The organism is uncultured Marinobacter sp. (assembly GCF_947259545.1).
Classification (GTDB): domain Bacteria; phylum Pseudomonadota; class Gammaproteobacteria; order Pseudomonadales; family Oleiphilaceae; genus Marinobacter.
The window spans coordinates 36,467-56,083 of sequence record NZ_CAMYMK010000007.1 but is presented as its reverse complement, the minus strand read 5'-3'; the positions used below and the strand labels follow the sequence as shown (position 1 = coordinate 56,083).

General features: G+C 57.9%; 15 protein-coding genes. 7 read left to right on the top strand and 8 right to left on the bottom strand.

Annotated elements, in window-relative coordinates; translation table 11 throughout:
* Position 1: 1 nt before the first annotated feature.
* The 3 genes from Q0Y21_RS08020 to Q0Y21_RS08010 are packed head-to-tail and all read left to right on the top strand — an operon-like array spanning position 2 to position 3,420.
* Positions 2–2,452, top strand: coding sequence for a heavy metal translocating P-type ATPase (locus Q0Y21_RS08020; protein WP_297793540.1), 2,451 nt, complete (start codon positions 2–4; stop codon positions 2,450–2,452).
* A gap of 51 nt (positions 2,453–2,503) precedes the next feature.
* Positions 2,504–2,719: a cbb3-type cytochrome oxidase assembly protein CcoS gene (ccoS, locus tag Q0Y21_RS08015; RefSeq protein ID WP_297793538.1), complete on the top strand. Its 216-nt coding sequence runs from the start codon at positions 2,504–2,506 to the stop codon at positions 2,717–2,719.
* Positions 2,719–3,420 carry a sulfite exporter TauE/SafE family protein gene (locus tag Q0Y21_RS08010; protein WP_297793535.1) on the top strand — a complete coding sequence of 234 codons (702 nt, stop codon included), beginning with the start codon at positions 2,719–2,721 and terminating at the stop codon, positions 3,418–3,420. Before ccoS ends, Q0Y21_RS08010 begins: the two co-directional genes overlap by 1 nt.
* Before the next feature lie 22 nt (positions 3,421–3,442).
* On the opposite strand, the gene ttcA is transcribed toward Q0Y21_RS08010, so the two are convergent.
* On the bottom strand, positions 3,443–4,357 hold the full coding sequence (gene ttcA, locus Q0Y21_RS08005) for a tRNA 2-thiocytidine(32) synthetase TtcA (RefSeq protein WP_297793533.1): 915 nt from the start codon (positions 4,355–4,357) through the stop codon (positions 3,443–3,445).
* Positions 4,358–4,430: 73 nt separating this feature from the next.
* On the opposite strand from ttcA, the gene Q0Y21_RS08000 reads away from it, so the two are divergent.
* From Q0Y21_RS08000 to Q0Y21_RS07990, 3 genes are read left to right on the top strand one after another with little or no spacing between them, the layout of a single operon-like run.
* Complete coding sequence (locus tag Q0Y21_RS08000) at positions 4,431–5,075, top strand: TetR/AcrR family transcriptional regulator (protein WP_297793530.1); 645 nt, start codon at positions 4,431–4,433, stop codon at positions 5,073–5,075.
* Between the two features lie 27 nt (positions 5,076–5,102).
* Positions 5,103–5,771 (top strand): DNA-J related domain-containing protein, encoded by a 669-nt coding sequence (locus Q0Y21_RS07995; RefSeq protein WP_297793527.1) that lies wholly within the window; start codon positions 5,103–5,105, stop codon positions 5,769–5,771.
* Between the two features lie 19 nt (positions 5,772–5,790).
* Positions 5,791–6,822, top strand: a complete 1,032-nt coding sequence (locus Q0Y21_RS07990) for a polysaccharide deacetylase family protein (protein ID WP_297793524.1) — start codon at positions 5,791–5,793, stop codon at positions 6,820–6,822.
* 2 nt (positions 6,823–6,824) lie between these two features.
* Here the strand turns inward: Q0Y21_RS07990 and Q0Y21_RS07985 are convergent, their stop codons facing one another.
* The 4 genes from Q0Y21_RS07985 to Q0Y21_RS07970 all read right to left on the bottom strand — a co-directional run bounded on the left by Q0Y21_RS07985 (position 6,825) and on the right by Q0Y21_RS07970 (position 11,428).
* Positions 6,825–7,850 (bottom strand): MalM family protein, encoded by a 1,026-nt coding sequence (locus Q0Y21_RS07985; protein WP_297793521.1) that lies wholly within the window; start codon positions 7,848–7,850, stop codon positions 6,825–6,827.
* Between the two features lie 44 nt (positions 7,851–7,894).
* Positions 7,895–9,520 (bottom strand): outer membrane protein transport protein, encoded by a 1,626-nt coding sequence (locus tag Q0Y21_RS07980; protein WP_297793519.1) that lies wholly within the window; start codon positions 9,518–9,520, stop codon positions 7,895–7,897.
* Positions 9,521–9,557: 37 nt separating this feature from the next.
* Positions 9,558–10,502: a transporter gene (locus Q0Y21_RS07975; RefSeq protein WP_297793516.1), complete on the bottom strand. Its 945-nt coding sequence runs from the start codon at positions 10,500–10,502 to the stop codon at positions 9,558–9,560.
* Positions 10,503–10,627: 125 nt separating this feature from the next.
* Positions 10,628–11,428 (bottom strand): C39 family peptidase, encoded by an 801-nt coding sequence (locus Q0Y21_RS07970; protein ID WP_297793514.1) that lies wholly within the window; start codon positions 11,426–11,428, stop codon positions 10,628–10,630.
* A 259-nt stretch (positions 11,429–11,687) separates the two neighbouring features.
* On the opposite strand from Q0Y21_RS07970, the gene malT reads away from it, so the two are divergent.
* A complete protein-coding gene (malT, locus tag Q0Y21_RS07965; protein ID WP_297793511.1) occupies positions 11,688–14,444 on the top strand; it encodes an HTH-type transcriptional regulator MalT in 2,757 nt (918 codons plus the stop codon).
* Positions 14,445–14,447: 3 nt separating this feature from the next.
* On the opposite strand, the gene Q0Y21_RS07960 is transcribed toward malT, so the two are convergent.
* The 3 genes from Q0Y21_RS07960 to Q0Y21_RS07950 all read right to left on the bottom strand — a co-directional run bounded on the left by Q0Y21_RS07960 (position 14,448) and on the right by Q0Y21_RS07950 (position 19,617).
* Positions 14,448–15,911, bottom strand: coding sequence for a DASS family sodium-coupled anion symporter (locus tag Q0Y21_RS07960; RefSeq protein WP_297793508.1), 1,464 nt, complete (start codon positions 15,909–15,911; stop codon positions 14,448–14,450).
* A 104-nt stretch (positions 15,912–16,015) separates the two neighbouring features.
* Positions 16,016–17,224 (bottom strand): HlyD family efflux transporter periplasmic adaptor subunit, encoded by a 1,209-nt coding sequence (locus Q0Y21_RS07955; protein ID WP_297793505.1) that lies wholly within the window; start codon positions 17,222–17,224, stop codon positions 16,016–16,018.
* 23 nt (positions 17,225–17,247) lie between these two features.
* The gene (locus Q0Y21_RS07950; RefSeq protein WP_297793502.1) at positions 17,248–19,617 is read right to left on the bottom strand and encodes an ABC transporter permease; all 2,370 of its coding nucleotides are present in this window, start codon (positions 19,615–19,617) and stop codon (positions 17,248–17,250) included.

Here is a 19,617-nt window from a genome sequence, read left to right as displayed (position 1 = left end):
CGTGAACACCCCATCCTGTTTCCATTGCGGCGAAGCAGCTGAAGGCTCGCCGCCAATCACCCTTGAGCTTGACGGCATAACCCGGCAATTCTGCTGCCAGGGTTGCAAGGCTGTCTGTGAAACTATCAGCTCGGAAGGTCTGACCGGCTTTTACCAGTACCGAACGGAACCCGCCGTTACACCGAAACAGCTGACCGGAAACGAGCTCGAGCGGATTCGCGAAGTGGATCATCCACTGGTTCAGTCGTCCTTCGTCGCTGCCACCAAAGGCGGCCAGGAAGCCCAGCTGCTCATTGAGGGCATCACCTGCGCTGCGTGTATCTGGTTGCTTGAAAGCCACATGGCCAAACAACCCGGGGTGCAGTCATTCTCCGTGAACCATAGTACCCAGCGGGCACGACTGGTCTGGTCTGCGGAACACGCGAAGCTGAGCGACCTGCTCATTGCCATCCACGAACTTGGCTACCGCGCCAGGCCCTATCAGGCCGACGAAGCAGAGAAAGCGCTCAAGGCAGAACACCGTACCATGCTGATTCGGCTCGCGGTTGCAGGCATTGGCACAATGCAAAGCATGATGCTGGCGTTCCCCCTGTATTTTGAGCTGGTCAATGACCTGTCCACGGATTTCATTTCATTTTTCCGCTGGTTCAGCCTGCTGGTCGCCACACCGGTGGTGCTGTTCAGTGCCCGGCCCTTTTTCCGCAATGCCCGCCGGGACCTGCTAAGCCGCCACCTGACCATGGATGTACCGGTTGCCATTGCCATTGGCCTGGCCTACGCCGCCAGCGCCTGGGTCACCGTCATGGGCGGTGACGAAGTCTATTTCGAATCGGTGTGCATGTTTACGTTTTTTCTGTTGCTGGGCCGCTACATCGAGATGCAGGCGAGATATCGCGCGGGGCTCGCCGGTAACGCCCTGGCCGGCTTTCAGCCGGACGTGGCGACGCGTATCAGCGGGGATACAACCGCCATTGTCGCCAGCCATGAACTCCGTGCGGGAGACACCATCAGAGTACGTCCCGGAGAGACGCTGCCAGTGGATGGTCGCATCATCAGCGGCCATTCCACTCTCAACGAAGCCGCGTTGACCGGTGAGTACCTGCCAGAAACCCGCCAGCCCGGCGATACCGTGCATGCCGGCAGCGTTAACGGCGAAAACCCATTGGATATCGAGGTCAGCTGTGCCGGGGCCCAGACCCGTCTCTCCGGCATCCTTCGCATTCTCGACCGCGTACAGGCGGAGAGACCTCCGGTGGCCAGGATGGCCGATCGTATCGCGGGCACCTTTGTCAGTCGGGTGCTTATCCTTACGCCGCTGGTATGGATCGGCTGGTGGCTGGCAGGAGCCGACAACGCGTTTGATATTACCCTCTCTGTGCTGGTGGTCACCTGCCCCTGTGCCTTATCGCTGGCGACGCCGACGGCGATCACCTCGGCAACGGTCAGACTTCGCCGGCTGGGGTTTCTGCCGACCCGCGGCCACACCCTGGAATCACTCAACGATATCGACACGGTTATCTTCGACAAGACCGGCACCCTCACCCGCGGTGAGCTCAGCCTGATTGAAACCCGAGTGACCGGATCCCTGAACGAATCAGCCTGCATCAGTCTCGCCGCCGGCCTGGAAAAACATTCCGAGCACCCCATTGCACGGATTTTCCATCCATTCGCCGGCGCTGCTTTGCACTCTGTTACCAACCATCTGGGTGGCGGTCTGTCCGGCGTTCATGATGGTAAACCGGTGTATATCGGCCACAGTGAGTTTGTCAGGGAGCACACCCGCGCTCCACAACCATCGGCACCGGCCAGTCAGGGTATAGACATCTGGCTGGCCACCGATAGTGAATGGCTGGCGCGCTTCACGCTGGACGACCAGCCGCGGCCCGACGCGAAGGCGACCATCGCCAGGCTGAAGGCTCAGGGCATCCACACGCTGCTACTCAGTGGTGACCGGTCAGGGCATGTGGAGCAGATTGCACGGAGCGTGGGCGTCGACGAAGCCATTGGCCAGGCCACACCGGAACAGAAGCTGGAAACGCTACAAAAGCTGGTGGCTGAAGGCCGCAACGTGATGATGGTGGGCGACGGATTGAACGACCTGCCATCCATGGCGGGCGCAGGCATTTCGGTGGCCATGGGCAGTGCCGCCGACCTCACGCAACTGAAGGCGGATGCCGTGCTGCTCAATGGCCAGTTGATGCAGCTGGCCGAGGCCATGAACACCAGTCGCCTGACCCGCCGGGTCATTCGTCAGAACCTGGGCTGGGCTCTGGTGTACAATGTTCTGGCGCTGCCACTGGCGGCCGCCGGCATGGTGCCACCATGGCTTGCAGCCATCGGCATGTCCCTGAGCTCACTGGTTGTGGTATTGAATGCCCTCAGACTAGGTCGCACGGTACCTGCTGAAGACCGCCAGACCGAACACGCAGTTGGCGCCCTGACCACTCCCTGATACGTTAGTCAGGACACCCAGTTAATCCGAGGTTTCACTGTGCAAATAGTAATGATCCTGGTCCCCGTCATGCTCATCCTTGTGGCCCTGGGTATCGTTCTTTTTTCCTGGGCGGTCAAGAACGGCCAGTACGACGACCTGGAAGGGCCGGCACATCGCATTCTCTATGACGATGACAAGGACATGATTCCGGATGATGCCAAGCCGCCCAGTGAAAGGAAGATCGCTGACTCCGACGAGACCGACAACGAGAAAAAAGACAGCTGATGACAGAAGGCTTGTATCTGAGCTACCCCAGCGCCTTTCTGATCGGCTTGTTGGGCAGTACTCATTGCCTGGCCATGTGCGGTGGCATCAGTGCCTCTCTGTCCATGGCCCTGCCGGTTGGCAGAGGATTTCGCCTGCGTCAGACCTTGATGCTCCTGGCCTTCAATGGCGGGCGTATTGGCAGCTACACGGTGATTGCGACCCTGATTGCGTTGCTGACCACCAGCGCTGCCGACCAGTGGGCCCAGCTCGCGCCGGTGCTGAGAAGCATCGCGGGTGTCTTGCTGATTCTGATGGGTCTGTCGATGGGCCAGTGGTGGCAGGGTATTCGTTATATCGAACGTGTTGGCGCCCCGGTATGGAAGGTACTTTCCCCCCTGACCCGACGCTTCCTGCCCGTACACCATGCCTGGCAGGCACTTGCCCTGGGGAGTCTGTGGGGCTGGTTGCCATGCGGACTGATCTACAGCACCCTCGGGTGGGCCGCATTGCAGCCCTCCGTCGGAAGCGCGGCCCTTACCATGGTCTTCTTCGGTCTGGGCACCCTGCCATCCATGCTGGCCACCGGATACGCGGCGACCTGGATACGAAAGCTTCAGGGCCAGCAACAGATCCGCCAGCTAACCGGTGTGCTGCTGATCGGTTTCGGGATCTGGACCCTGCCTCTCGACATGGTAATGCGTGGCGGGCACGGCGGGTAAAGTCGCCCGCCAGGATCTCCGTTCAGATATTGAGCACGTCCAGCCGACCGAAGTCTGCGGGCTCGGGCTCCACAGTGCCAACATCCGGCGCGTTTTTCCCATTCAGCCGCTTGCCCTCACGGAAATCATACAGTGAGCTATCCGCCAGGTGCGATGGCTCGACGTTGCACATGGCACGGAACATCGTTTCCAGTCGACCAGGATGCTGCTTATCCCAGGTCTGGAACATCTCCTTGATCACCTGACGCTGCAGGTTTTCCTGCGAACCGCACAGATTACAGGGAATGATCGGAAACTCCCTCAGTCCTGCGTATCGGGCAATGTCCTTTTCGCGGCTGAATGCCAGGGGGCGAATCACTGTGTTCCTGCCGTCATCGCTGTGCAGCACCGGTGGCATCGACTTGAGCTTGCCGCCGTAGAACATGTTCAGGAACAGGGTTTCCAGCAGATCGTCCCGATGATGCCCCAACGCAATCTTGGTGACACCGTGCTCTTCCGCAAAATTATAGAGAATTCCGCGACGTAGACGGGAACAAAGACCGCATGTGGTCTTCCCTTCCGGCACTTTTTCCTTAACAATACTGTACGTGTCCTTTTCGATGATGTGGTACTCGATACCCATGGATTGCAGGTATGCGGGCAACACCTCTTCCGGGAATCCCGGCTGCTTCTGGTCAAGGTTGACGGCAATCAGTTCAAAGGGGACCGGCGCACTTTTCTGCAGGTTCATCAGGATATCCAGCATCGCGTAGGAATCCTTGCCGCCACTCAGGCAGCACATGACCTTGTCACCGGCTTCGATCATCGAATACTCTGCAATGGCCTGCCCGACTTCACGGCGCAGACGCTTCTGCAGCTTGTTAAGTTCCAGTTTCTTCCTGCGATCCGCGTCGGACGTCAGGGGATAATCTGGGTTGGCTGTCATTGCATCGGACATAAAACACTACGTTCACTGGATTGGTGGGCAAAGGATTATACGCGTGTGAAACACTCAGGGACAGGATACCGACATGGATATGTTACAAACCACGGACGATACCGTTGGCAAACGGGAAAACAACCGTATCCGCAACCGCAACGCCATCCTGAAAGCGGCCCGGGAATGTTTCCGGGAAAAGGGCTATGACAACTCTACCATCCGGGATATCGTGCGACGGACTGGTCTGGCCGCCGGTACCTTCTACAATTATTTCTCCAGCAAACAGGACATTTTCGCCGCCCTGCTGACCGACTTCCTTGACCAGCTCAACGCCAACCTGAGCCATTATCGGCAGACATCCGAAACCACCAGGGACTACATCCATTCAGCCTATCTTGCCCTGTTCCGGGCCACAGCGGAGGATCCCCTGGTTTACCAACTGGCTCACCGGAACGGTCATGCCATCCGGGATCTGTTTGGATCCGACCTGCTGGGCCTGGCGATGTTATCTCTGGAGGATGACATCCATCATGCCGTCGAACGGGGGCTTCTGCCAGACGTGGATCAGCACTACCTTGGCGCAGCCTTATCCGGCGTCGCTTACGAAATGAGTCTGCGCGTAGCAGAAAGGGCTCATGAAGCCCCTGACAAAAGGCAGCAGGAAGCGCGACAGGCTGCACACTTTGCCTCCACGCTGTTTATCGGCGGGCTGACGCAATTGTCCGCGCTTTCCTAACCGCGTCGGGTCCCCTAACATGGAGCCATGAACGAACCATCCCAAACCAACGCATCTCCTTCCGACGGAACAATACCATCAGCGTCCGATCACGGTGCAGTGCTGGACCAGCAAATCCAGCACATGCTGGTCGCGGTCGAGCACGAACTGCGCCGGCATCCGGAAGGTATGAACGAACTCAGTCTCATCAAGCGTCTTCAAAGCCCACCATGGGAACTGATTGGCGAGGTCTCATTCAGTGAACCGGAGAAGCTCTACCCGGTTCACTTTCTGCTATTCCATACCCTGTATCGATTGCGTGATCAGCTCAACGACAACGGGGAAACCCTGAATATTTCCCCCATGCGCCTGCAGTTGCAGACGAGCCCGGTCGTTTCGGGGTCGGGGTTTGCGGGCGAGGTGGATACACTGCGGGAGTTTTACCTGGATATTTCCCAGTACCGGATGTCAGAGGACAGTATTCAGAAAATGATGAACGACTTCTGGACCGGACACTACCCGAAACGTCCTCAACGACACGAGGCGATAGAGGCGGCCGAGCTCCTGGGGTTTGATCACCTCCCGGACAGTTTCAGCAAGGTGAAGCACCGGTTTCGCCGGGCTGTCATGCAGGCCCACCCGGATCGCGGTGGCGATACCGAAAGCATCCAGAGCCTGAACCAGGCTTTTTCGGTCCTCAAAGCACACTTTCAATAATCAGAGCCAGGAAGGATCAATGGTGAAGATAACAACTCGATTTTTATGTGGTGTACTGTTTACCGGCGGCGCTCTCAGCGCCCAGGCGGACCTCGTGGTCCTCCAGTATCACCACGTCAGTAATGCCACACCGCCAGCAACCAGCACGTCCATTTCCCTGTTCGACGGGCAGTTGGAAATGATCGAGGACCTGCAGTTGGAGGTGGTCCCGCTGCAGCCCGGAACAGAAGCGGCACTCAACGGCGAATTGACGGATCGCAAACAGGTAGCCATTACCTTCGATGACGCCTATGAATCCGTCTATACGAAAGCGGCACCCAGACTCGCGCACCGAGACTATCCCTACACGATATTCGTAAACACCAATGCCGTGGGTGGCGCCGGCTACATGACCTGGGCCCAATTGAGGGAACTCGGGCAAAAGGCCGGGGTCACTATTGCCAACCACAGCCACGACCACGGCCACCTGGCAAAACGGCCCGACGAAAGCCAATCCCAATGGGAGCAGAGAGTCGAGACCAGCCTGGATCGCGCCCAGTCTGTCCTGGAAGAGACGCTCGGCACTGACGCCCCTCTGTTTGCCTATCCCTACGGCGAATTTGACGTCGGGCTCGAAGCAAAACTGGCAGAAAGAGGCTGGTTCGGCTTCGGACAGCAATCTGGCGCCGTTGGGGAAAACTCCGGCCCCACCCGACTGCCCCGGTTCCCTATGGCCAACGCCTATGGCCAGCTCAGCACCCTGAAAGACAAGCTGCTCAGCAAGGCACTGCCGGTGGATGCCAGTACGCTGCCTGCGGGTGTAATCACCAACAATCCGCCAACCCTGGAATTCACTCTTCCTGAGTACTTGAGCGTAAATCGACTGGCGTGCTTCGCATCCGGCCAGGGCCGTATCGACATCGACAATATGGACGGCGGCACGGTCAGGGTGACGGCTCCAGACGCCTTCAACAGTCGGCGTTTCCGCTACAACTGCACCCACCCGGCCGACGATGGCAGTTATTACTGGCTGTCCCAACAATGGCTGGACCTGAGCAAGCCGGAAGACTGACCCTATCGCTCACGGACCTCTGCCACGCCCAATTCGCCCCGCAGACCGTGCTGGATGGCGCGGGGCCCCCGTTTATCCTCTATAACAGTCTGCCCCCGCAGGTCCTCGCCCCGGGTGAAGAGCACCATCCAGCGTTCACCGTGCCCGGGAAACACCGGAATAAAGGCTTCCAGGTAACCACGGCGGTGCCAGGTTTCCGGAACATACTCCGCCACCAGGTCGGTAACCATTCTCACCGGCCTCATGTTCGCATCCAGAAAGGCAACTGAGGGCACAAACAGCCCATCTCTTGCGAAGGATCGCAGTCGCATGATGAAGTCCCGCTTCTCCCCTCCAGCAGGTATACGAATCAGCCCATACGGACTGCGCCCGGTCATAAATTCATGAACCGGGGTGCTTTCATCAAGCGTCAGACCAAACTCACGATCACTGTGCCAGTCCGCAGCATCCCCCAGACTGAGATTCTCACAGCAATGCTCTGACCAACGCTCAAGGAAACCTTCAGCGGCGCTATCAATGCCCAGAATGGCAAAGGCATCCGGGTCGCCACGGTCCTTTTCCACAACGGGCGCTGAGGAGTTGCTGCGTTGATAGATACTGGCAGGAGTCAGCTTGACGGGTGGCTTGATGCGCCCTTTTTCCACCTCAGATCGGGTATCTGGTTGATAGTAGCTTGTGCGGATGTTGCCTTCGGCGTCCTGCCAGGTGAAGTAGGGCTGAGGCTCTCCCGGGCGGACATAACCTCGCCGCTCCAACTCGTTCCCATCCGGATAGTTTTCCAGATTGAACTCCGAGTCATCTGCGGAGCCGGATTGCTCGCTATGGTCTTTACCAGGCGTGGACACTTCGGACTCCGGTTCGGACTCCCGGATAATCCGGGAGTGCTGGACCCGCCCCTTATCATCTACCCAGGTGAAATACCCTTCCCGCGAAGAAGGTGAGCTTCCATCGGCCTGGCAGCCGACAAGAGCGGCCAGGGCCATCGTTACAGTGAGAATTGCCGCGCACGGGAACCGGTTTTTGGGCATACCTTCTGATCACCTTAACGACGCAACCGAATCCCGGGACTGCGTCAGAACTTGGTCCGGAAACTGAGCCCCGCCATCACAACACGCAGCGAGGTTTTCACATCCAGTCCGGCGTAGGGGTTGTAGATGATATTGGTTATATTGTCACAGTTGATGTTGCAACTGGTATCCGCCGGAATAGTCTCAACGGAGTGGAGGTAACTCAGGTTCATATCAATTTCGGTGTCCTTGTCCCACCGGTACCCCATTCCGACGCTGTACAGGTTAGCGCCCCCAAACGGCGCCATGATGGATCGTTGGTCATCCGGGATCACCGAATCACGGATCTCCACCCCGGCCCGCAGATCGAGGCGCGATGAGGCATGGAACTCCAGCCCAAAGGCCCAGTTCCACTGGTCAGTGAAGCCAAGGGGCAACCGCAGGGTATTCGGCGTCGCGTTCTCCGGAGACAGGATCCGCGCCGCATTGAGGAATTCCAGGTTGCGGTCAAAGCGGAATACGAACGCATCCCACTGCTTGTAGTCGGTCCAGCCGGCATCCACGTTCATCGTCACCTTCGGATGGACGTCCACACTGATACCGGTCTGGAAATGCTGTGGGTACACCAGATCCATGCTGACATTACCCGCCTCACGGGGGGCACCTGAGGGCAAGCTGAGAATGGCGGAGGTGATCGCCCCCAGTACCGAGCCGTTCACACTCTGCCAGAAACCGGACCAGTCATCGGTGTATTCAATCTCGAAGGTACCCTTGAGATTCATATCGGCTTCAGAGGTATAGCTCGCACCCCAGCTAAACCAGTCGGTCGGCTCCCAGATCACCCCCAGGTTATAAGTGGGTGACAGGGTTTCCTGAACATCAATGCTCAAGGCGCCGATATCGTCCCAGGGGCCCACGTTACCGCCACATAGTGCCAGCCAGGGCTGCAGTGGCTCATCACCACTTTCGCAGTTGAAGGCATCCTGCAGCACTTCCGCCACCCCCAGCAGCATATTGGGCGCGCGCATGTACTGATCGGCGGCAATGCCCATATGGGAGAGGTGTATCCCGACGCCTACGGACCACTCATCATTGATCTCGTATCCAACGGTGGGGGCCAGATAGGTGGTCCTTTGCAGGGCCGTTGCCTGCGGCTGATAGCGCCCCGGATCGTCCTTGTCCCGGTAAAATCCTGCCGCCAGAGGAAGATAAAACGCGTTACCAAAGGTCAACTTTGACCCGGGCGGATTGATACTGATGCCGGCCGATGGTGCGATGGCCGGTCCCGGTGGGGCGCGCAGGATGCCATACCCCGGCAGGTACAGCGCGACGTTGTTGGTGTGACTGTGACTATTGGCAACCGGATCCCGCTGTTCGCCAGTAAGCGGATCGGTCTCCAGACCATCAATACCGAATATTTCATAGCCCTCCGGGGCATGGAAATCGGCATCGATATCCAGATAAACACTCATCAGGTTGACTTCAAGCTGGCGTCCTTCCAGCTTGGTCAGCCCCGCCGGATTATAGTGTATCGCCATGATGCCGGGCGGATCTGCCGTCACCGCATTCCCCAGGGCCAGGGCCTTGGGATGAATAGTCAGGTTCTGTGCGAGCTGGGCCTCGGCACCACACGAGATGGTCGCGGCGATCACGGCCCCGAGAATCTTCTTGTTGTGGCAGGTCATTCCCATGGAGTCTTCCCTTCCCGTAAAACGTCAGCGACTTCGATCACTCTTTGAGGCCGGAGAAATTAATGGGCAGGGACACGCCCAGAGAAAAGTCCGGGGCATCCTCAGTAAGGCCAATACCAAGGCTGGTATTCACGATGGTGGTGTCACTGACACGGGTGCCCAGTGAGAAGCTGAGAAAACCGGTCATCTGGTCCTGGGCGACCGCCTGGTCACCATTGGTGAAACTGAGGATGGTTTCATCGCTGTAGCTGAGCTGAGCGGAAACACTGAGGGAAATGTCGTAGGACAATGAATAGGCAAACCCGGCGGAGCCCGAGAGGCTGAAACCCGGCTCTACCTTCTCCAGCAGCCTCGCACCCCGGACCTGCTGAAGACCCGACTCGGTCACGTTATAGGTGGCACTGAGGGAGCCAAACACGACCACCGGATCGAGTACCTTGGACAGGCTTGCCCCACCGCCCATCGAATAGTAGCCACTGCCAGTGGAGAGCTGCTCGTTGATATCGATCTCGTAGGGGCTCACTCCGGTCTTGGATGAGAGCGTGCCGAACAGTGTGGTGGACATCTTGCCGGGCACATAGGCAAACGGCTGCCAGCGGGCAGTAAAGGAGATATCTCCAAAATCGTAAACGTTTAGCTCGTCCTGAGTGTCGTACTTCACCACCAACGGAATCCGTGTTCCCACTGTCAGGTTATCCAGAAGGCCATAGTCGTAGGAAAAGGCATTGGTAAAGCTGTGGGTGGCCGAGGGCACCACGTCCAGATTGCGAACCGAACCGTTGGTAATCGCCAGGTCCAGCCGCTGATCGGCGGTATAACTGTAATCAAACGAATAATTCAGGGCATGGGAGCCTTTTTTCTGCAGGGAGTAGTTCTTCTCGGACGCCTGGAAGACTTCTTCAAGTTGACGGGTGGAATCCTCATCACCTTCCTGCTTCGCCAGTGCTTCCCGTGCCTGGTCGACATTGCCTTCCTGTGCCATAGCGAACCCCGGTACAAGGGCTGCGATTGAACAAAGGATAAAACCTCGCGCAAACCAACGATTCATCCTGACTCCCTAAATTCTGATTTTATTATTCCTGATTCCCGGAGACTGAATCCGGGCGATTAATTCCGGCGGTAATGAAGCTGCTTACGCGTGTTCTCCACGCTGCCATCCGGGTTGTTCTTCTGGCGTTCAAGCAGATTCTGAATGCGCCTGGCGGTTGATTCATGGAACTCGGGCACTTGCTGGAGCGCCAGCAGCGTCATAGTCTGGTCATCTATGAAACGCAGGTCCTCTTCCTTGAGCTCCAGGTAATCCAGCGGCTGGTCGCTGCCTGGAAACACGATAAACAACACGTTGTCGTCCCACTTCTCCTCGAACTGGGCCAGGGTGAAGGAAATATTCCCCACCGCCGGATCAGCGAGATAAACCCGATCGTCCCGGATGGTCCGGAGCACAACAAAGTGTTTGAAACCGGCGTGGTGAATCGGAACGATGGCGGGGTGATCCAGGTCGATCAGATCTTCGATGCTGGCCTTGAATCCGCCGGAGGGATATCCAAGAGCGGTCACCAGGCGTTTCATGTCCAGCATGGAAAACGCACGGCGCTGAACGATCCGTTCGCTCTCCCCGTAATGAAGCAGGCCTTCCATTACCTGTCGCTCGTTCAGTGTCCGCCCCAGATAGAAATTCAGCACGGTAGTCAGCGCAGCGCTGCCGCAACTGTAGTCATAAGCCTGGCGGACTATGTTGCGAAACTTCTGCTCTACCAGGGGTTCCACCCGAACATCTGAGCGCAGCTCGACCGGGCTGCTGTCGACATCCTGTTCGATGACTATCGTTCCCTTGTCATACGGCTCCACCACGGTTGCTTCCTGCACCATGGTGAAAGTAAGGATGGATCCGGCGAGCACCAGCAGCATGTCAGAAGAAGTCCCTGTTATTATTAATGACGGTATTTCGCACGCATTATTGAGTTACATGTTGTTACGCTAAGATACCGAAAAGGCACGGGGCTTAAAGATAACTGTGCCTCAAATCTATCGCTGCAGAAGGGGCCGTGGGGCAGGGTTTTGAGAACTGGTTCAAGGCATCGCCGCGAAACAGCACAGAGTTGACGGCGGGACCGAAAGCCGGTATCACACCTACTGAATTTGCCTGTAACCCAATTTGAAGATCCTGATGACAACAACACTTAGCCCGGGTCACCTGACATTTATTGCTGCGAAAAATCAGCCTCCCCAGCCACCAACAGCACTCCTCCCAAGGGAGAAGTTCAATGACCTGTTGCATGGACTGGCCCCCGTCAACCTGCTCCTGGTGCACGCGCCAGCCGGCTACGGCAAAACCACGACCATGGCCGACCGACTCCACGCACTGGAAGCCAGGGCGGCCTGGTATCGGCTTGAGAGTGGTGACAATGATCCCGCCCGGTTTGCGGGCTACCTGGCCCAGGCGCTTGAGGTACAGGTGCCGGGATGCTGCCAGGGCACACTGGAAACACTGCAGAACGAGGGCTATTCCAGCCTGGAGTCCTTTCTGACCGACCTGCTGGCTGAGCTACCCCAGGACGACGAACCGCTTTATGTTGTCCTTGATGATTATCACCTGATCACCAATCCGGACATCCATGACAGCCTCCGCTTCCTGCTTCGCCATATTCCTGCCTACCTGACCCTGGTGTTGATCAGCCGTACCTTGCCACCAGTGGGCGTGGCTCAGCTGCGAATGCAGGGCCGGATGAGTGAAATAACCACTCGCGACCTGGCATTCGGCGCTGACGAAGCACAACAGTATTTTGAAAGCCGGCTGCCCTTCGAGGTTTCCCGGGAAAGTATTGAACGTGCGGTGAGGCGTTCAGAGGGATGGATATCCGCATTTCAACTGCTGTCCGCCTCAGCGGCCACCAGCATCGAGTTCAGCGACTTCGTAGATCAACTGGCCCATGGCAACCAGTATATATTCGATTACTTTGACGAACTGCTCGGTCAGGGGCTGACCGAGCAGCAACGGACCTTTCTGTTGCGAACCAGCATCCTTGATCGCTTCAATGCCGCCATGGTGATGCGGGTAATGAATGACAGCGATGGCCAGGCGCTTCTCAGCAGCCTCCTGGGAATGGGGCTGTTTATCACCCCCATTGACAGTTCCGCCCTCTGGTTCCGTTATCATCCGCTGTTTTCGGTGTACCTGCGCCACCTGCTGAGCTGTACCACACAGGAAAACCAGCAGGAACTTCACCAGCGCGCCGTCGATGCGTGGCTGGAGCTCGACCATGCGGAGGAAGCCGCAAAGCACGCTATCGCAGCAAAAGATGTGGAACGTATTACCCGGGTCCTGACCGCCCACGGCCGCAAATTCTTCACCGAGGGGCAATTCACCCTGCTCCAGCGCTGCCTCGATACCCTACCCCAGGACATTATTGCGCAGGATCCCACATTAACGCTGCTGCGAGCCTGGGTTGCCCAGGGCCAATACAAGTTTGATGAGGTGGAAAACTGGCTGTCAGCGGCGGAAGCCCGGCTGCAGGCTTCCATGAATGACGACACCCAGCGCGCGATTGAAGGTGAATTCAGTGCCATTCGGGCCCAGGTCGCGATGAACTACGGGGACCATGAGCGAGCCCTTGTGCTGGCACGAGAAGCCATCAATCAGGAAGCCCGTTTCCTGCCCACCTCGCGGGTTGCGGCCGCATCGGTCATTGGTGAGGCCCTGTTCGTGCAAGGGCAACTTGGTGAGGCGCTGGCGCGGATGCAGGATACCGAACACCTTGCCCGAACTCACGATGCACACCAGAACGTGCTCTGGGCGTTGTGCCAGCAATCCGAAATCAGTGTGGCGATGGGATTACTGCAGAAGGCCTACAATATTCAGGAACGTGCGTTTCAGTACGCCGAAGAGAATCATCTCAATCACCTGCCCATTCTCGAGTTCCTGTTCCGTATCCGCAGTCAGATCATGTGGGAATGGCATCACCTGGAGAGCGCCGAGCGCTGTGCATTGCAGGGGATCGAGATTCTGGAAGCACAGGGTGAGCGCTGGTATGTCCAGAGCCACACATCACTGGCCAAGGTGGCCCATGCCCGGGGCCGGCAGAGCTTGTGCGCCGACTACATCAGCCGTATCCAGAAAATGCTGGCAGCCGGGGACTATCACCTGGACTGGGTCGCCAATGCCCATGCCACCATGCTGACGTATTGGGATGCCGTTCGTGACCACGATTCAATTCAGCGCTGGCTGACCATTGCGCCCCACTGTGACCCGGCATCGGCCACCAACCATTTTCATCAGTGCAACGGTCGCAACCGGGCACGGGCGTTTATGAGTCTCGGGCAATACGAACTGGCCCTGCCGTTATTGGAATCACTGACAGAAGTGGCAGAGAGAATCGGCCTTAAGACCGATCTCAATCGTAACCACGTCGCCCTCGCCTATCTTTTCTGGCAAATGGAGAATCGGGATCAGGCTCTGGTCCACATGAAAACAGCGCTGACCCTGGCCAGTACCACTGGGGCAGTCGGCAGTTTTCTGCGCATGGGTAAGGTGCTGATTGTCATTTTGAAAGCACTGATCAATGAAGAGGCCATTGATGGCATGGAGCTGCAGCGCGCCGAACGATTGATTCAACTGGCCCAGCAACAGAGGGATTTCAGCCGCGCGATTCGCATCTCGCTGGATGAAGCCATTATCCAGGACATCATCGATCGTCCGGATGTGCCGGAACTGATCCGGACGTCCCCCCTCACCCGCAGGGAATGGCAGATCCTGAGCCTGATTCATGCCGGCCTGTCCAACGACCAGATCGCGGAACACCTGAAGGTGGCCTCCACCACAGTGAAGACCCACATTCGCAGCCTGTACCAGAAACAGAACATCAGCCACCGTGCAGAGGCCATTGAACTGGCCAAGGACCTTCTGAGCAAGATCCAGGGCGAGTAGGCATTACAGGCTGAACACCAGCCCGAGCAACAGATAACTGGCCAGCGTCACCACCATGATGCCCATGAGATTGAGCGCAAATCCCGCGTGGATCATGTCCTGGATCCTCATGTGTCCACTGGAGAACACAATGGCGTTAGGTGGTGTGGCCACCGGCATCATGAAGGCGCAGCTCGCGGCGATGGCCGCCGGTACGGTCAGCAGCAGGGGCGACAGGTCCTGAGACATTGCCAGTGCACCAAGTAGCGGCAGGAAGGCGGCCGCCGTGGCAGTATTGCTGGTCACTTCCGTCAGGAAAATGATGACACCGGCAACCAGGACAATCATTACAATGACAGGAAGATGACCGGCGACACTCAGGCTCTCGGCAATCCATTCCGCCAGTCCGGAACTGCTGATGACTCCAGCCATCGCCAGGCCACCCCCAAACAGCAGTAACACACCCCAGGGAATGCCCTGAACGGTTTCCCAATCCATCACGAATACCCGCTCTTTCACATTGACGGGGATCAGAAACATGGACACCGCTGCCGCAATCGCAATACCGGTATCACTGAGCCACGGCATCAGGCCGTCAGACAACAACGGCCGGAAGATCCATGCAGCGGCGGTGAGTATGAAAACCGTTGCCACCAACTTCTCCCCTTTCTGCAGCGAACCCAGGGCCGTCAGTTCGTCATCAATCATAGCGCCGCTGTCACCCTGACTGGAAAGGCCGAAATCTTTCCGGGTCAACCACCACCAGGTCAGCAGCAGCATCAGCAAAGTGACCGGAACACCGATCAACATCCATTGGGCAAACCCGATGGACACCCCCTGGTTCTCACTGAGATAAGCGGCCAAAAGCGCATTGGGCGGGGTACCGATGAGGGTGGCAATGCCGCCAATGCTGGCAGAGTACGCAATCGCCAGGAGGAGCGCCGTCGCATACCGGCGCTGACTTTCGGGCTCCGAGTTTCCCATCATGGCGATCACCGACAGACCAATGGGCAGCATCATGATGGATGTCGCGGTGTTACTCACCCACATACTGAGAAAGGCCGTGGCGATCATGAACCCGGCAATCTGGCGTTTGGGTTTGTCCCCCACGGAACGCAGAGTCAGCAAGGCGATCCGCCGGTGCAGGTTCCAGCGCTGCATGGCCAGACCGAGTGTAAAGCCGCCCAGAAACAGGAAGATAATCGGGTTGGCATAAGGCGCGGTGGCGTCCTTGACCGAGCCCAATCCCAACGCCGGCACCAAGAGGATTGGCAACAGTGCCGTGGCCGGGATGGGAATGGCTTCGGTGGACCACCAGGTCGCCATAAGCAACATCAATCCGGCTGCAGCCCAGGCGGCATCGCTCATTCCCTCCGGGGCCGGCAGCACAAGAGTCAGCACCAGAAGTAGCGGCCCCAGAAACAAACCAATCATCTGACTTTTCGGCAAACCCTCGCTCTGTTTTTCAGCCTCGGTTACAGCGGGCATGAACAGGACTCCTTCAACACATTATCGGTTATTTGCGACAGGGTAGTCAGACACAGTAAGCCCGGGAAACGGAATTCTGATTCTGACCGCCAAAATTATGCCTGCTAGCGAGCTCTGACCCGCACCCCATCTGACAGTTGCCGGTCCGGATGCCTGACCAACTGGTCTCCCTCGTCAAGACCACTTTCTACAACGGTCAAAAGCCCATTACTCTCACCCGTCGCAATCGGGGTTATACGTGCGACCCCATCAACCACACGAAAAACAAAGGGCTCGCCGTTACGGCGAAACACCGCGGAGGCAGGAATGTGCAGCACATCGTCGGATTGCCATAGCAGAAACGAGGCATCCACCCGATAACCATCACCAAGCTCCTGCCACTCTTCCCGTGCGCTAACAATGTCAGCCACCACCTGAACACGCTGCTCTTCCACCCCCAATGCCGAGATGTCCACGAACCCGACCGGCTCAATCCGTCTGACGACAGCCTCCAGCTCCGGCCCACCCCATCCATCCAGCCGTACCCGACCGCCCGGCTGCAATCGCACGGCATCAAAACTCAGCACATCGACCACCACTTCGAGAGCACCGGGATCACCGACCTCCACAATGGCATCGCCAGCCTGGACCACCCCTTCACTCTTGCGCAAAACGCTCAAGACAGCACCGTTTACGGGAGCACGTACCGCCACCCTTTCCACCGGGACGTCACCCGCTGAACGGGCGGCAGAAACGTCGAGGCGAGTGCGGGCCACTTCCAGCTCGTGAGCGACCACCTCTTCGTCGAATTTGGCAGACCGCAGAATGGCGGCAGATCGGACCGCTGCCAGTTCTGCCTGCTGGACCCTTTCGGTCGAGACAAAGTCAGAGCCTTTCAAGGACTGCAGCCGTTCGTACTCCCTCTGAGCCAACTGCGCGTCCGCCTTAGCTGCGGCCACTTTCTGCCTTGCCGAATTCAGAGCTGAATTTGCTGCTGCCACACGTGCCTGCGCTTCCGCCCGGCTTCGGGCATCGAGAACGCTGGCCGGCATAGGCTCCACCTCCGTGAGCAATTCTCCGGGGATCACAGCGTCACCGACTTCCAGCTCCACCCGATGGAGATAGCCCGCTACTGGCGAAGATACTACATATCGGTCCCTGACCCGGGTTTTTCCCTCCTCCTTGATGGTCACAGCCAGCGCACCTCTCTCAGCCCTGGCAAGGTCGACCCAGACCGGATCAGGACGCAGTGCAAGCACTACCGATGACAGCGCCAGCAATCCCATCAAGCCCCAGAACACATACTTTCCGGAGCTCCCTTTTTTCTTCTCCATCATTTACCCCTTGCCAAACAGACCTATTCCCGAGTTTTCAGCACTGCCACCAGATCCAGCCCCCGTAGCCGCCACCAGGCGATAAATCCGGAACCCAGCGCAGACACAACGACAACGGCAGCTGAGATCCCCAACGTCTGAGGCGTAATCAGTAGGGGGACGCGATAGAGTTCCGTCTGCATTGCGGCCACAATCAGTTCACCCAAACCATGACCGATGACCCAGCCCAGGGGCACCCCCAATATCAGCAATAATGCGAGCTCACCCAAAAGGATATGAGACACCTCGTTGTGGGTATAACCCAGCACGCGCAGGCTTGCCAGTTCACGCCCTTTCTCCGCCAGGGAGATACGTATGGTGTTATAGATCACACCGAACGCGATGATGCCCCCGAGGATGCTGTTCACCAGCGTGAACGTCAGGAAATTCCGTGCCAGAGTGTCAAAAAAACTGTCCAGCATGGCCTGTCGGATTCCGATGCCAAGCACGCCGGGCGTTTCCCGGAGCTGCCTGTAAAGACCGGGGGCTTTCTCATCCTCGATATTCAACAGCGCCTGATTGATCAAGGCCCCGTCACCGAGGCTGTGGTTGAGCGCGGAAAGCCTCATGTAGGCACCGACCCCCAGAAACTCGCTGGTAACGCCAGCCACCGGAATCTCCAGCCTGCGCCGATCCCCTTCGAGCACCTCAATAGTCAGCGTGTCACCCGGTTTCACGCCCAGTTCAGCAGCCAGAAAGTCGGTCAGCAACAGGCCTGCGGGTGGCAGCGGAACCGAGTTCAGGTTTTGATCGATCACAAACTGAACTCTGGCATCGCCGGGGATGCCGGTGAGCGCTGTGCGCCATTCCCGGTGACCGTTAACCAGGCGCGCGGATACCAATCGCCGGCCCTCGGCGTAAAGAACGCCGGGCTGCCGTGCCAGGCCGTACAGCGCGGCCTGATTAACCGGATCAACAAAGCTTACGGATATGTCCTGTTGCTGAACCCGGGCGAACTGGGTGTGCACCATCAAGCCAACGGAGTCGAACTGGAAATTACCAACCATAACGATGGCCGCCGACATCGCAACACCGATGACCGATAACAGCGTGCGGGTGGGTCTGCGAAGAAACTGGCGAAAGATCATCCTGGATGGCTGGCTGAACCTGAGCCCCCCCAGGGCCCGTTCCAAAGTCCCCACTTTAAACCGGCCGGGACCTTCCGGCTGCATGGCTTCTGCCGGGGGCAAAGTGGCAGCGGCACGTATCGCGCGCCAGCCTCCAAGCAAGGCGACCAGCAGGGTAATGACTGCGAGCAATATCACCCACCAGGGATTGATAATGAACAGCAGGCTCGGGAACCGATAGAACTCCATATACAGTTCGCCCAGAGCGCGCCCCAACCATAAGCCAGCCCCTGTCCCCAGTAGAAGACCAACGCCAGCAATAACCAACACCATCTGGCTGTAGTGCCATCCAACCTGTCTATTGCTATACCCGAACGCTTTTAACACGGCGATGATGTCCCGCTGGGTACTGATCAGCCTTGAGATCACAACGTTTAGCAGAAACATGGCCACGGACATGAAAATCAGTGGAAACACCGTTGCCATGGTCTTCAACTGATTCAGTTCATCGTTCAGGAATCGGTGGGAGAACTGCTCCGACCGGCCGTATGCACCAGTACCACCGTATCTCGCCAGTATTCGATCCAGTTGGTCGATAACACCGGCTACCGGGGCATTCTCCTCTGTTTGCAGGACCAGGCTGTTGAAAGCCCCCCTCATGTCCAGCGCAGCCGCAAGCGCTTTCCGGGGTAACCAGAGGACTCCGTATCGCTCATAATCAGGCAGCATCGCGCCCGGTGGAATGATGTAGACAAACTCGGGTGACTCCGCAACACCCACCACTGTCATCTGCTGACGCCGGCCGTTAATAATGGCTGAAAGGGTATCGCCCGGGACCAGACCGTGGGCATCGGCAAAGCTGCCTATAACCACGACTTCATTGCTGCGTCCGGACTCCGGCAATCGGCCCAGTCGCAAAAAAAGCCGGTTCACGTCGGGCATACCGGTATCGGGTAACGAGATGAGCCGGGCCGAAACCGGCTCATCGAAACCGGCAATATCAAGCTTGGCCGCGCCTTCCACTCGGGCGCCGACGTTGTAGACGCCGGGAATCCGCGCAACCTGCTGCTGTACGTGATTGGGTGCCCGCTTGAGAGATGCGAAGACATCCGCAAACCGGTGCTCAGCATAGTAGTCGCCCCGGGTGACGTTCAGGGACGAATAATTAACCAGCGACATCAGACATACGGCGACGCCACCGCCAATCACCAGAGCAATAGCAAGTACCTGCCCCTTCAGGTGCCACAGTTCTCTCAGGAGCTTGGTTCGAAGTGTGTGGCCGCTCAT

What these genes read in the sequence shown, in the direction of transcription:
- Q0Y21_RS07955 (WP_297793505.1), bottom strand. Translation starts at nt 17,224, where the DNA reads ATGGAGAAGAAAAAAGGGAGCTCCGGAAAGTATGTGTTCTGGGGCTTG.
- Q0Y21_RS07960 (WP_297793508.1), bottom strand. Translation starts at nt 15,911, where the DNA reads ATGCCCGCTGTAACCGAGGCTGAAAAACAGAGCGAGGGTTTGCCGAAA.
- Q0Y21_RS07975 (WP_297793516.1), bottom strand. Translation starts at nt 10,502, where the DNA reads ATGGCACAGGAAGGCAATGTCGACCAGGCACGGGAAGCACTGGCGAAG.
- Q0Y21_RS07990 (WP_297793524.1), top strand. Translation starts at nt 5,791, where the DNA reads ATGGTGAAGATAACAACTCGATTTTTATGTGGTGTACTGTTTACCGGC.
- Q0Y21_RS07970 (WP_297793514.1), bottom strand. Translation starts at nt 11,428, where the DNA reads ATGCTGCTGGTGCTCGCCGGATCCATCCTTACTTTCACCATGGTGCAG.
- Q0Y21_RS08010 (WP_297793535.1), top strand. Translation starts at nt 2,719, where the DNA reads ATGACAGAAGGCTTGTATCTGAGCTACCCCAGCGCCTTTCTGATCGGC.
- malT (WP_297793511.1), top strand. Translation starts at nt 11,688, where the DNA reads ATGACAACAACACTTAGCCCGGGTCACCTGACATTTATTGCTGCGAAA.
- Q0Y21_RS07950 (WP_297793502.1), bottom strand. Translation starts at nt 19,617, where the DNA reads ATGAGCGGCCACACACTTCGAACCAAGCTCCTGAGAGAACTGTGGCAC.
- Q0Y21_RS07995 (WP_297793527.1), top strand. Translation starts at nt 5,103, where the DNA reads ATGAACGAACCATCCCAAACCAACGCATCTCCTTCCGACGGAACAATA.
- Q0Y21_RS08000 (WP_297793530.1), top strand. Translation starts at nt 4,431, where the DNA reads ATGGATATGTTACAAACCACGGACGATACCGTTGGCAAACGGGAAAAC.
- ccoS (WP_297793538.1), top strand. Translation starts at nt 2,504, where the DNA reads ATGATCCTGGTCCCCGTCATGCTCATCCTTGTGGCCCTGGGTATCGTT.
- Q0Y21_RS07980 (WP_297793519.1), bottom strand. Translation starts at nt 9,520, where the DNA reads ATGGGAATGACCTGCCACAACAAGAAGATTCTCGGGGCCGTGATCGCC.
- Q0Y21_RS07985 (WP_297793521.1), bottom strand. Translation starts at nt 7,850, where the DNA reads ATGCCCAAAAACCGGTTCCCGTGCGCGGCAATTCTCACTGTAACGATG.
- ttcA (WP_297793533.1), bottom strand. Translation starts at nt 4,357, where the DNA reads ATGTCCGATGCAATGACAGCCAACCCAGATTATCCCCTGACGTCCGAC.